The organism is Carbonicoccus niuqiaonis (assembly GCF_050157065.1).
Classification (GTDB): Bacteria; Actinomycetota; Actinomycetes; order Propionibacteriales; family Propionibacteriaceae; genus Avipropionibacterium.
Genome location: NZ_CP189573.1, coordinates 119,370 through 131,842, shown reverse-complemented (window position 1 = coordinate 131,842; position 12,473 = coordinate 119,370). Strand labels below are relative to the sequence as shown.

General features: G+C 65.8%; 11 protein-coding genes. 8 read left to right on the top strand and 3 right to left on the bottom strand.

Annotated features, from left to right (window positions below; genetic code table 11):
- Positions 1-144: 144 nt before the first annotated feature.
- The 3 genes from ACQBAU_RS00575 to ACQBAU_RS00565 all read right to left on the bottom strand — a co-directional run bounded on the left by ACQBAU_RS00575 (position 145) and on the right by ACQBAU_RS00565 (position 1,294).
- On the bottom strand, positions 145-444 hold the full coding sequence (locus ACQBAU_RS00575; protein WP_434548882.1) for an addiction module antidote protein: 300 nt from the start codon (positions 442-444) through the stop codon (positions 145-147).
- Positions 441-740 (bottom strand): type II toxin-antitoxin system RelE/ParE family toxin, encoded by a 300-nt coding sequence (locus ACQBAU_RS00570; protein ID WP_434548883.1) that lies wholly within the window; start codon positions 738-740, stop codon positions 441-443. The genes ACQBAU_RS00575 and ACQBAU_RS00570 overlap by 4 nt, the downstream gene beginning before the upstream one ends.
- 293 nt (positions 741-1,033) lie before the next feature.
- A complete protein-coding gene (locus tag ACQBAU_RS00565; RefSeq protein ID WP_465256353.1) occupies positions 1,034-1,294 on the bottom strand; it encodes a type I restriction-modification system subunit M N-terminal domain-containing protein in 261 nt (86 codons plus the stop codon).
- 429 nt (positions 1,295-1,723) lie between these two features.
- Here ACQBAU_RS00565 and ACQBAU_RS00560 point away from each other — a divergent pair, with 429 nt between their 5' ends.
- From ACQBAU_RS00560 to ACQBAU_RS00525, 8 genes are all read left to right on the top strand, one after another.
- Positions 1,724-3,406, top strand: a complete 1,683-nt coding sequence (locus ACQBAU_RS00560; protein WP_465256162.1) for a DUF4091 domain-containing protein — start codon at positions 1,724-1,726, stop codon at positions 3,404-3,406.
- A gap of 37 nt (positions 3,407-3,443) precedes the next feature.
- Positions 3,444-5,588, top strand: coding sequence for a hypothetical protein (locus tag ACQBAU_RS00555; RefSeq protein WP_465256161.1), 2,145 nt, complete (start codon positions 3,444-3,446; stop codon positions 5,586-5,588).
- Positions 5,585-6,481: an SMP-30/gluconolactonase/LRE family protein gene (locus ACQBAU_RS00550; protein ID WP_465256160.1), complete on the top strand. Its 897-nt coding sequence runs from the start codon at positions 5,585-5,587 to the stop codon at positions 6,479-6,481. Before ACQBAU_RS00555 ends, ACQBAU_RS00550 begins: the two co-directional genes overlap by 4 nt.
- Before the next feature lie 148 nt (positions 6,482-6,629).
- Positions 6,630-7,397 carry an SDR family NAD(P)-dependent oxidoreductase gene (locus tag ACQBAU_RS00545; RefSeq protein WP_465256159.1) on the top strand — a complete coding sequence of 256 codons (768 nt, stop codon included), beginning with the start codon at positions 6,630-6,632 and terminating at the stop codon, positions 7,395-7,397.
- On the top strand, positions 7,384-8,982 hold the full coding sequence (locus ACQBAU_RS00540; RefSeq protein WP_465256158.1) for a DUF3604 domain-containing protein: 1,599 nt from the start codon (positions 7,384-7,386) through the stop codon (positions 8,980-8,982). Before ACQBAU_RS00545 ends, ACQBAU_RS00540 begins: the two co-directional genes overlap by 14 nt.
- Before the next feature lie 6 nt (positions 8,983-8,988).
- On the top strand, positions 8,989-10,206 hold the full coding sequence (locus tag ACQBAU_RS00535; RefSeq protein ID WP_465256157.1) for a Gfo/Idh/MocA family protein: 1,218 nt from the start codon (positions 8,989-8,991) through the stop codon (positions 10,204-10,206).
- A gap of 96 nt (positions 10,207-10,302) precedes the next feature.
- On the top strand, positions 10,303-11,325 hold the full coding sequence (locus ACQBAU_RS00530) for a LacI family DNA-binding transcriptional regulator (RefSeq protein WP_465256156.1): 1,023 nt from the start codon (positions 10,303-10,305) through the stop codon (positions 11,323-11,325).
- 184 nt (positions 11,326-11,509) lie between these two features.
- The gene (locus ACQBAU_RS00525) at positions 11,510-12,466 is read left to right on the top strand and encodes an ABC transporter permease (RefSeq protein WP_465256155.1); all 957 of its coding nucleotides are present in this window, start codon (positions 11,510-11,512) and stop codon (positions 12,464-12,466) included.
- Positions 12,467-12,473: the final 7 nt, after the last annotated feature.

Genomic DNA, 12,473 nt, shown 5'->3' with positions numbered 1-12,473 from the left:
CATGATGGTCGCGAGCTCGATGGGGCGTCAATGGTCCTGGGCAAGGCGATGGCGATCATGAGACAGGGCCGCGCCACCCATCAAGGCAGTTCCGGGACCCGATGCGCAGACCACCGGACCAATTCCGGAACCAGCGGGAAGGGGTCAGGCGACGGGTGCGAAGTGAAGTTTGAGTCCGAGTGCGCGGGCGACCTTGACGATGGTGGCGAAGCTCGGGTTGCCGTCGGCCGAGAGCGCTTTGTAGAGGCCCTCGCGGCTCATTCCGACACGGCGTGCGAGTTCGCTGAGGTTCCCAGAGCGGGCGATCGTGCCGAGTGCCTGCGCTACGAGCGCGGGGTCGTCGCCGTCTTCGAGTGCGGCTTCCAGGTACGCGGCCGCGTCCTCGAGGTTGCCGAGGTAGTCGGCAGCGTCGTACGGACTGAACTTCTCAGTGGTGTTGCTCATTGTTCTTCGCCCCACTCCTGTGCGATGCGATGCGCTCGTTCGATGTCGCGCTGCTGGGTTGACTTGTCTCCTCCACAGAGCAACAGCAGCAATCGCTGGCCGTCTTGGCGGTAGTAGACCCGGTAGCCCGGACCGTGGTCGATGCGCAATTCGGAGACCCCGCCGCCGACTGGCTTGACATCGCCCGGGTTGCCTGCGGCGAGACGGTCGACCCGCACCAAGACGCGAGCGGCGGCCCGCCGGTCTTTCAGGTTCCGGAGCCAGCGGTCGAAGGTCGCACTCTTGACGATCTCCACATTGTCAACTGTAGTTCACAGTCTTCGGGTCGGCAAGGAGATCACCCGGGGTTCACGCTGGCCGAGATCGGCGCGCGCTTTGATGTTGGCCAGGACACCGCTCGCCGAGCGGTACTCGACACCGGCGGGGGTGATCCGTCGTCCAGGGCGCCGAACGGAGGCGATCAGTGCCGCAGCCCGCGAAGGCTCAGAGGTTGTCGGCGGATGACCCTGATGCACCCGAGCGCGTCAGTACCCCGACCACGGTGGACCTCGACGCTCGCCGTGTCGAGCGAGTCGACGACGCGGAGCAGCTAGACGGTAGTCGGCCGAAGCGGTCGATGCGCAAGACGAGCACGGTGCCGATGTGGCCGAGGTTGGCTTGCTCCAATAGACACACCCACGAGCACCAACCCATCGAGCGGCTGCCTCGGCACCAATCCACACCCACAGCCCCCCTCACGATGTGGCTCCATGACACACTCCAGGCGGCGCAGCACCGTGAACGGCAGGATGACGGAGCCGTACTCCGCGTCAGAGTATGGGCCACGCAGAGTGTCGGCGACACTCCACACGAAGCTGGAAAGTACTGACACGCGTGAAGTCTCCTGGTCTATGAGCCGACTGAGGGACCGATCTCACCCTACCGACGGGGTCCGACAGCACCGCTCGAGCTCGTAGCCGTCGAAGGCCTGGACCACCAAGAAGTCCAGCGGCACCCACCTGAACAACTACCAGCCACGAGCACCACAACCCGGGAGATCTGTTGCAAAACCCATTCGTGTCCGAGCTCATGCAACATCACGCAACAGCCGGAACCACCCCCAGAGAATGGTGTTCGTGGTTGTAGGCGGTCGTGAACCGGTCCATGAACCCGACTCGGAGTAGGGGTTGTCGTTCGACACCCGGGAGTGGGACCTACCTCCTTGACTGGGGCGCGATGCGTTGACGCCTTCGCGACCCAATGTTAGCGTTCCCATCATCCGGCACAGGAGCTGACACACATGGGTGCATCCGAGCGACTCCCGACCGCCAACGTGACCACCGCAGGTGAATACCAGGTCGTCGTGTGCGATTCCCTCGAGAAGGTCTACGGCATCGCCACGCCTAGACCGCACGCCCTGGGTGGCACCGTCGCGCTGCCGCGCCGAGGGACCGGGTCGTTCCAGCTCGCTATCAAGCCTGGGCCGCTGTGGATGGCCGGACCGGATGGCGGAGTACGCGCAACCGTCGACTGCCCTGAGGACGTCTCGGTCTCTTGTCAGTCGGTTGACCTCGTCCCCTGCCCGGTGACTGCGTCACCACGCGCTGACGAGCACTACGATCACACCGGTCCTGCCCTGCTTCCCGACGTGCTGCGCCCCTTGGCCGAGGGCGAGTGCGCACCGCTTGCACGGATGCAGTGGCGCTCTCTGTGGTTCACCGTGCGGGCAGGAGATGCACCCGGCCTGCACCAGATCACGGTGCAACTTGAATCCGAGTACCGCCGCGACCCGATCGCCACGATCCAGGTCCCAGTGGTCGTGGTCAACATTGAGCTGCCGGAGTCGCCGATCACGTGCACGCAGTGGTTCCACGTTGACGCGCTTGCCCACCAGTACCGCACCGCGCCGTACTCGGCGCAGGGTTGGAATCTGATCGACCGCTTCATGCGCGCGGCGGTCGCGTCGGGCTCGACAGCGATACTAACCCCGATCCACACGCCACCACTGGACACCGCGGTCGGGAGCCGACGCCTCGACGTCGGTCTGGTCGGGGTGCAGCGCAGCGACACCGGCTACACCTTCGACATGAGCCGTCTCGAGAAGTGGCTGCGAGTGTGCGGTGCTGCCGGAGTGCGAGAGCTGGAGATGGCCCACCTGTTCACGCAGTGGGGTGGCGAGCATGCGCCCGCGATCGACGATATGGCTGGTCGGTCCCTATTCGGTTGGCACACGGACTCGTTCGCCGAGGACTACCACGACTTCCTCGGCAGCTACCTCCCCGCGGTCCGCCGCGTGCTGGACAACCAGTGGCCGGGCAAGGTCTTCTGGCACCTCACCGACGAACCACATAGCGAGCACGCATCGCGGTATTCCCAGCTGAAAGCGGCCGTGGCACCGTTGCTTCGGGGCTGCCTGGTGACGGATGCTCTGTCTGACCTCGATCTGTGGACCTCGGGTCTGGTGGATCCGCCGATCGTGTCGACCGACCATGCCCAACCGTTCGTCGACGCGGGCCTCGAAAATCCGTGGCTGTACTACTGCACCGGCCAGTCGCAACGCGTGTCCAACCGCTTCATCAGTCTGCCTTCGTACCGTAACCGGGTGCTCGGCTGGCAGCTCTACCGGTACGGAAGTCGCGGCTTCCTCCACTGGGGTTTCAACTTCTGGGGCAGCCAGCTGTCCCGGCGGCCCCTGGATCCCTTCACCGACACCAGCGCCGGCAGCGTGTTCCAGGCCGGCGAGGGCTTCATCGTCTACCCCGGACCGGACGGAACCCCGTGGGAGTCGATCCGGTTCCGGGTGTTCCGCGAGGCCATGGACGATGTCGCGCTGCTCACCGCGCTCGGCGACCGACACGGTCCCGAATGGGTGACGTCCCTATTGGAACTGGACGACCTGACGCTCACCGACTACCCGCACGAGCCCGCCCACTACGTCCGCGGCCACGCCGCCGCGCTGCAGAGTGTCATCCCATCCGACTGATCCCACCCCACCCAATCCTCTCAAAAGGAGACGATCCATGAATGACGCTCCCGACACGCCTCAGCTGAGCCGACGCACAGTCCTGCACACCACGACCCTCGCGGGCGCCGCGATCGGGCTCGGTCTACCGCACATGACGGCTCGCACGTCACCCGCCTACGCCGACGCACCGCCGGACCTGCCCGCACTGGGTGACCACCCTAGGGCGCTGCATTTCCGCAATCCAGAGAACGCCCTCCGCGGTGCCAACCCTCCCGGGTACGAAGACTGGGAACGGGTGTACTCGTCACTGAACGGGATCATCGTCAAGGCGATGTCCGACGACGCGTATCGTCCGCCGGTCATCGCGGAGTTCGCGAACCGGCTGAAGCTGCGTCACCCGGAGCAGCTGGTGATGGCCCACGTCAATGGCTTCTCGCGGGTGCCAACTCATGCCCCACACTTCTTCGCAGGGCACTGGCTGTACAAGGCGGGTACGACTCTCACCCAGCCAGCAGCGCCGGACGACACGGTACTGCACGTGGCCGACCCGTCAGTCTTCTCGGTCGGCGTCGGGTCCTACCGGGACCGCGGGGACGACGTCGGCATCACCCTGCCCGCCGACCCGGGCAGTCAGGTCCCCTGGCGCACGGCGGAACAAGTGAGCGTGGTCGCCATCGACACCGAGGCCAACACAATCACCGTCACACGCGGGAAGTACGGCACGTCATCGTTGCCCTGGGCGGAAGGCGACTATCTCGCGGCCCACGTCGTCGCGGGGCCGTACGGGCCCGCTGATTCCACTCCGCTGGCCTGGCATTACAACTTCACCACGACCTGCCCGCGGGACGCCTCGGGGCGAAACTGCGCAGACGCACTGGTCGCCGAACTCACCGACCACTTCTCCCCTGACGGTCTGCTGGAGAATTTCGACGGCGCCGAGTTCGACGTCCATTTCTTCACCCTCGAGCACAGCACCCAGCGCGACGCCGACGCCGATGCGGACGGTGTAGCCGATCGCGGCATCCTCGACGGGGCGAATGTCCAAGGGCTCGGTGTCCTGGCCCTCGCCGAGAAGCTGCGGGAACGGTTCCCCACCAAGGTGTTCACCGCGGACGGCCACTATATCCGCCACCAGGTCAGCCCGAATCCCGCCTCCACCACGTATGTGCACCAGCGCAACTTCGCGACCTTCAACGGGATCGAGACCGAGGGATTCCTGGACCAGAATGACTACGAGGTAGCGGGCTGGTCCGAGGCCCTCAACATCCTCGACTACTGGCACTCGAGGACGACCGGCGGCCCCCGCCTCAGTTACGTCCAGCAGAAGTACCTGGACGAGATGCCGCCACGCAATCCTGTCACCAGGTTCACCAGGCTCCGGCTGATGGCGGCCGGCGCCGTCCTCACCGGTTCCGCCCTAGGACAGCTGACTCGCCCGGAGTTCATGGGCACGATCGACGAACTCACCCGGGGCACCGATGGCGTCCTCAATTGGCTCGGCCAGCCCGTCGGCCACCGAATCCGCATGGCCACCCACGGCCCTGACCTCTTCCACAACCAGGGCCGGCGATGGTCGCAGTCGTTCGTCGCCCGCTTCTATGGCAGCGACGTGGCGACGATCGCAGCCGACCGCGGTCGCGGCATCGACGGCCGGACCATGCTGATCAGGTCCACGGCCGGAGCCAGTACCGCGTTGCCCGGCGACGAGATGACGATTCGGATCCCAGATGTCGACGTGCCCGGCCCCGACCTGTGCCTCAAACTGCAAGTGAGCGTCGACCCACTCGCGGGCTATCCATCAGCGGTCGCCCGATACGTCCGATGCCGCGTCGGCGACAGCCTCCAGTCCGGCTGGGCAAATCCGGACGGCGTCGAGCTGTTCTTCTACCACCGTGACATCGGCCCCGGAACAGTCGACCTCGAGTTCATCATCGAAGGACACCGCGACGTCGTCTTCGAGGACCTCCAGGCGTACGGAGCCCCCGATCTCGTCGCCCAGGAGTTCGACAACGGCCTCGTCCTGGCCAACCCGTCCACCCGCCCGGCCACCTTCGACCTGACCGAACTCGTGCCCGGCAGGTCGTACCGTCGGCTCACGGCGTCCGAGCTTCAGGACGGCGTCACCAATGACGGCAGCCCGGTCGGCGCAACGGTCACCCTGGAACCGATCGACGGGCTGTTCCTGGTGCGACAACCATGAGCATCCCACCGCCCCGCGCCGCAAGGGCTGTGGGCAGCCACCGCCTCGCGGAGGGTCCGGTCTGGGACCCGGTCCGCGAACGTGTGCTGTGGGTCGATATCCCCGCGGGCCGGATCCGCACCGCCACACTGACCAGCGACGGGGACCTCGCCCCGGCCGAGCAAGTGAGCGTCGGAGGGTCGGTCGGTGCGGTGGCGGTCTCCGCGGACGACCATTGGATCATCGCCGGAGCCACCGGGATCCTGCAGCGTGACGCCAGCGGTTTGATCACCGCCGGAGCGCGGGTCCTCCCGGGAGACTCCGGACGTCGCTTGAACGACGGCAAACCGGACCCCGCCGGGCGCTTCGTGGTCGGCTCGCTGCGCTCCGATGGTGACTCATCGACCGAGGTGCTCGTCCGGATCGAGTCAGACGACTCCGTCACCACACTGGACGATGACCTGGCGCTCTCGAACGGACTTGCGTGGACCCGCGACGGTTCCTGCATGTTCAGCGTCGACACCCTACGGCGGGTCATCCATCGGCGCTCGTACGACCCGTCATCCGGGGGCGTCGGACCTCGCACCGACTTCGCCCATGTCGACGACGGCCTGCCTGATGGCATCTGCCTCGATGCCGAGGAGCATTTGTGGGTTGCCATCTGGGGCAGAGGTGAGGTGCGGCGGCTGTCCCCTAGCGGCGATCATGTCGACACAGTCACGGTCCCCGCTCCACTCGTCTCCAGCGTTGCCTTCGTCGGCAAGGATCTCCGGTCCATGGTCATCACCACCGCAGCCGGTGGCCTGACGACGGCCGAGCGGCAGCGGCACCCCCTCTCCGGCCATCTGTTCCTCACCGAACCCGACACACCCGGCCTACCGATGACGGCTTGGAGCAGGACGGAACGCGGATGATACGGGCACACATGATCACCGTCGTCCGCGCGATCCATCACCGGTACCTTGTCGCGCAATCGGCCTGATGTTATCGTTCACATATCGTCAATCGACCGGGCCGAATCTACCGAGCCCACGGAACCGACTTGGTCGGAGGAGATGCCCCATGCGTGGACTCAGGGACAGGACCGCCCTTGTGAGCGGTGGGAGCCGCGGCATTGGCATGGCGGCTTGCCAACGGTTCCTGGAGGAGGGTTGCCGCGTCTTCGTCGGCGGGCACGACGCCGCAGAGGTCGAGACCTGCGTGGATCAACTGGCCAACCTCGGGGAGATCGGAGGCACCGCTCTCGACGTCGGCGACGAGGCGTCCGTGCATCAGTTCGTCACAGCCGGAGTCGACCGGCTCGGCGGAGTGGACATTTTGATCAACAACGCCGGAATCGCCGAACGTCACCAGGTCCTGGATCTGCCAGTGGACGTCTGGGACTCCACGATGCGAGTCAACCTGCGCGGGATGTTCCTGGTCGCTCGTGCGACAGCTCGGTCCATGGTGGCCAGAGGCACTGGCGGCAGCATCGTGAACATGTCGTCGACCAATGCCTTCGACGGCGAGCCTCACTACGCGCACTACAACGCCTCGAAGGCAGGGGTACTGATGCTGACGCGGACGATGGCGTCCGAGCTGGGTCGCCACAGGATCCGTGTGAACGCCTTGTGTCCTGGCTACATCGACACCCCCTTGAACGCCGGTATTGTCGACGACCTCGACGACACCGGGTTCGCCCAGCGCTATGCCGATGAGAAGATCCCGCTTCGCCGGGTGGGGCGACCCGAGGAGGTCGCAGCGGCCTATGCGTTCCTGGCTTCGGATGAGGCTGCGTTCATCACCGGCGCCACCCTGACGATCGACGGTGGTCAACTTGCCAGCGTCTGACTCGGCCCCCCTTGACGCGGGGCCGTACGACGGTCTCAGTCTGTATGTCGGCGACATCCACAACCACTGCGGAATCAGTTACGGCCATGGCTCGTTGGACGACGCCTTTCGCAATGCCCGGCTCCAGCTCGACTTTGCCAGCGTGACCGGGCACGCATGGTGGCACGACATCCCTCGCGACTCGGCAGAGCTCGCGGAGCTCGTCGACTACCACGATGAAGGGTTCGCCCGGCTGGAGTCGTTGTGGCCGGAGGTGACCGAGACCACCGAGGCTTACAACCAGGAAGGAGAGTTCGCCAGCTTTCTCTCCTTCGAATGGCACAGCTCGCAGTACGGCGACCACTGCGTCTACTACCGCGACGGCAAAGGCCCACTGCTACGCTCCCCGAACCTCGCCCGCCTGCAACAGGACATGCGGCGGCTCCGCCGGCAAGGGGTCGCGTTGATGGCGATCCCCCACCACGTCGGGTACCGGCAGGGTTGGCGGGGCGCCAATTGGACAACCTTCACCAACGAGTTCTCGCCCGTCGTCGAGATCATCTCGATGCACGGATGTGGCGAGTCCGACGACGCGCCACGGCCCTACCTGCACACCATGGGACCCCGCGAGGGCAACAACACAGCAGTGCGAGGACTACGAGACGGGCTGCGGTTCGGGTTCATCGGGTCCACCGACCACCACAGCGCCCACCCAGGCAGCCACGGTTACGGCCGGATGGCGGTGTGGGCCGACGAACTCACCAGGCAGTCGCTGTGGCGGGCGGTCCACGCGCGCCACACCTACGCAATCACCGGGGACCGCATCGAGATGCGCACCGGCCTCAATGACGCGATCATGGGTGAGAGCACGCCCGCCACCGACCGACGGACGGTGTGGGCCGATGTCCGAGGGCTCGACAAAATTGACTACGTGGAGGTCCTCCGCAACGGCGAGGTCATCGAGCGCGTCGGCACGGTGGCCAACCATCCACGCGACCGGTTTAGTGGGGTCGTGTCCCTGAGCGTCGGCTGGGGCGAGGCAAATCGCGATCGTGTCTGGGACGTGTCGATCGAAGTCGTCGACGGCGAGCTCGTATCGGTCGAGCCGCGGCTGCACGGCCATGACGTGGTCGCTCCCACCAATCACGTGCCACATTCATACTGCCAATCGTGGTGGCTGCGTGAGTCGTCCCACCGCGTCCAACTGCACACAAGGACGTCGGGCAATCCGAACGTACTCACCGACGCCACGCAGGGCCTTGCGCTCCGTATTGTCGGCCACAGGTCCACGACGATCACCGTGGAGGTCGACGGCAATCGAACCACCCACACGCTCGCCGAACTGCGGCAGGCGTCACGGGTCCGTTATCCGGGGACCGTGTTCGGTGGGGCCTACAAGCTCCATCAGGCGGTACCGGACGAGCAGTGCTCGCAGTCCTTCGCCTTCGACGACGACCGACCATCGGGAACAACCGACTGGTACTACGTCCGCGCTCGACAGGTTAACGACGAGTGGGCATGGAGTTCTCCGATATGGGTCGAAGGATCCGGTGACCGACAGTCACCGACCACGGCCGAAACTACCAGCAGTGATGCGGAAGGTTGAGGACAGATGAACAGCAAGGGCGTGGGCATCGTCGGCATGGGCGCCAGGGGTCTGAGCAGCCTCGGCAGGGTGATCTGCGAGATCGGAGCTGAGTCAGGTCTGCACATCGCCGCCATCACCGACGTACACCCACAACGACTCGCGGACGGGAAGGAACACCTGACCGAGCTTCACCGACGCAACGGCGTCACCCCGCGTTTCCGGACCCACACGGGCGTGGAGGAGCTCATCGCTGACGACAGCGTCGACGTGGTGATGATCACGACACCGCAGTTCGCCCACGAAGAGCCGTTCGCCCTCGCGGCCGCGGCCGGAAAGGACATCTACTGCGACAAGCCACTCGCCCACGACCAGTCAGCATGCGATCGAATGCAGGCCGTCTGGGAGCAACATCAGCCGCGCTGTCTCGCTGGCCTCACCCGACGCTACGAGGACGTGTGGCGTCGCTCGGCCGATCTTGTGGCCGACGGTGTGGTCGGAACCCCCCGAATGCTCCTGCTGCGCAGCGTGATCCCCTACCATCTCTACTTGGGCGGTGGCTGGTGGCGCCGTCGTGAGCTGAGCGGTGACATCCTGAACGAGAAGGCGTCCCATCACTTCGACGTCCTCAACTGGTTCGCCGACAGCGAAGTGGTGTCGGTCCATGCGACGGGCGGACGGGGAACCTTCGCCCCGCGGCCCGGTTACCCGGAGCACTGCGTGGACTGCGATCGGGTCTGCGCGTACCGGCGTCCACCCCGCAACGAGAGTGGCGAGCAGTTCACCGGCGGCATGTTCCGACTCGCGTACGACGACGACCCACACGAGCTGCTCCGCAGGGACCTGTGCGTGTATTCCGACAACGCCGACATCCTGGATCATGCCGTGGTGAGCCTCGCGTTCGCCAACGGTGTCAAGGCAGTGCTGTTCCTCAGCGTCTTCGGCCCGAACATCGACGACCAGGAGACGCTCGAGGTGGTCGGTGACACCGGACGCCTCCGCCTGACCCGCCACACCGGCCGCATCAGCCTTGACCAGCTGGGCGGCGCGCATCAGGAGATCGATGCGCGCAGTCCGGAGCACGGCGAGAGTCACTTCGGTGCCGACCGGACTCTCGTCCGTGACCTCGGAAGGTTCTCCACCGGCCGCCCTGAAACGGTCGGGTTCGCCGCCGCACACGCGGCGAGCAGCGTCGCCTTCGCCGCAGTGCGGTCGTTGGACAGCAAGGACGATCTCGTATCGTGACATGATCGTGTCTCCATTGGGCGAGAACCGCGGCCAGCACCCCCGGATGTACCGGTCACACGGGACCGCCGACCGCCATGTGTACAAGGAGGACCCGTGACATCGACCACCTCATCCTCCGGCAAGAACCCCACCGTCTTCGAGGTCGCTCAACACGCGGGCGTAAGTGCCATGACGGTCTCCCGCGTCTTGTCGGGCGGCGAGCAGGTCGCCCCGGCAACCCGGGAACGCGTGCTGTCGTCGGTCCGCGCGCTCGGGTACCAGCGAAACAATGTTGCTCGCGCCCTCCGCCCGGGCCAGCGCAGCTGCCTGATCGGCGTGGTGGTCTCCAACATCGACAACCCGTACTATTCCCAGCTGGTCATTGGGATCGAGGAGCGGGCCAATGAGTCCGGCCGCCGGATCCTGCTAGCCGGGAGCAGCGAGGACGACGCACGTGAACGCGAGATCATCGCCGACTTCCTCGGGTGGCGGGTCGAGGGCCTGATCGCCGTTCCCACAGGCTCCACCGCCACCTGGCAGCCGCAACACCTGGGCGGCATCCCCGTCGTCTTCGCTTCCCGCACCTTGCCATCGGGCCAAGGGGACTCGGTGGTGATCGACGACACCGGCGGAGCACGCGAGGTCACGGCCCGCCTGCTGGCGCGGGGACACACCAGGATCGCCTTCCTCGGAAACTCCGACCGCGTCTCGACCGGGCGCCGCCGCTATCGGGGTTACCGTGACGCTCACGAGGCTGCGGGACTGGCCGTCGATCCCGGCCTGGTCGTCCGTGGACAACCAGCCGTCGCGAACGCACGAGACTCCGCCATGAGCCTCCTGGCCGTCCCGGGCCCTCCCACGGCGGTGTTCGCCACCAACAACCGGTACGGCGTCGGGCTGCTCCAGGCTATGGCGAAGCTGCACGGTCACCACCCGGCGAACGGCCCCGCGATCGCGGTATTCGACCCGTTCGAGCTCTCCGAGCTCGTGCCGTGGCCGTTGATGACCCTCCGCCATGACCCGCGCGAGCTCGGCCGCCAGGCGGCCGACCTGCTGCTCCGCCGTCTCGACAACGAACTAACCGGCCCGCCGCAGCACACCACCCTCACCACATCGGTGCTCGAACAGTCGCCCTAATGAGGCCCCGTACAGGTGAGGAGGCCACATTTCTCACTCGAGTGACATCCTGGGCAGATCCTTCACTCCCGTTGACCTTCGCGACAGCGTCATGTTAGCGTTATCATATGTCGCCAAAGCGGGCCGACCTGTCCGGCCCGCGAGCGCGACCCGAGAGGGCTGAAGGCTGACGAGGAGGCTGGCCATGGGACGGGTGGGGACCGTGGACACGCTGACATCGACCGTTGGCCCGACCCTGTGGCAGCGGGCGCGCCGGCGGCTGCGGTCCTCTTGGCGACTGCATGTCCTGATCGCTCCGGCGGCGATCTTCTTCCTGATCTTCAACTACGCGCCGATGTACGGCGTCCAGATCGCCTTCAAGGACTTCGTCCCGTCCCGCGGCATCTGGGGTAGCGAGTGGACCGGCTTCGACCACTTCGAACGGTTCTTCAAGTCGTTCTACTTCTGGCGCCTGCTGACCAACACCCTCGCGCTGAGCCTGTACCAGCTGGCGCTGTTCCCGTTGCCGATCATCCTGGCGCTGTCGATCAACGAGGTGAAGCACAAGTTCTTCAAGCGGTTCAGCCAGACCCTCACCTACGCCCCGCACTTCGTGTCGACCGTGGTGGTGGTCGGCATGCTATTCACCTTCATGGACCTGCGCACCGGCCTGGTCAACCACGTCATCACATTGTTCGGGTTCGAGCCGATCCAGTTCATGCAGGACCCGGGCTGGTTCCGCCACATCTATGTCTGGTCGGGCATCTGGCAGAACCTCGGCTGGGGCACGATCATCTACCTGGCCGCACTGGCCGGGGTGAACCCGGAGCTGCACCAGGCGGCCCAGGTGGACGGGGCGAGTCGACTGCGGCGCATCATCCACGTCAACCTTCCCGCCATCGCCCCCACCGTGGTGGTGCTGTTCGTGCTGGAGTTCGGCCACTTCATGTCGATCGGCTTCGAGAAGGTCCTGCTAATGAACAACCCGCTCAACGCGGCGACGTCGGACATCATCCAGACCTTCGTCTACCAGGCCGGCCTGTTGCAGGCCCAGTACAGCTACGCCGCCGCCGTCGGACTGTTCGACTCGGTGATCAACATCGCGTTGCTGGTCATCGTCAACCAGCTGGCCCGCAAGTTCTCCGAGACGAGTCTGTGGTGAGTGCGCC

Bases quoted from the DNA above. Each gene is read 5' to 3' on its own strand.
- ACQBAU_RS00575 (WP_434548882.1), bottom strand. From the start codon at position 444: ATGAGCAACACCACTGAGAAGTTCAGTCCGTACGACGCTGCCGACTAC.
- ACQBAU_RS00560 (WP_465256162.1), top strand. From the start codon at position 1,724: ATGGGTGCATCCGAGCGACTCCCGACCGCCAACGTGACCACCGCAGGT.
- ACQBAU_RS00555 (WP_465256161.1), top strand. From the start codon at position 3,444: ATGAATGACGCTCCCGACACGCCTCAGCTGAGCCGACGCACAGTCCTG.
- ACQBAU_RS00550 (WP_465256160.1), top strand. From the start codon at position 5,585: ATGAGCATCCCACCGCCCCGCGCCGCAAGGGCTGTGGGCAGCCACCGC.
- ACQBAU_RS00545 (WP_465256159.1), top strand. From the start codon at position 6,630: ATGCGTGGACTCAGGGACAGGACCGCCCTTGTGAGCGGTGGGAGCCGC.
- ACQBAU_RS00535 (WP_465256157.1), top strand. From the start codon at position 8,989: ATGAACAGCAAGGGCGTGGGCATCGTCGGCATGGGCGCCAGGGGTCTG.
- ACQBAU_RS00525 (WP_465256155.1), top strand. From the start codon at position 11,510: ATGGGACGGGTGGGGACCGTGGACACGCTGACATCGACCGTTGGCCCG.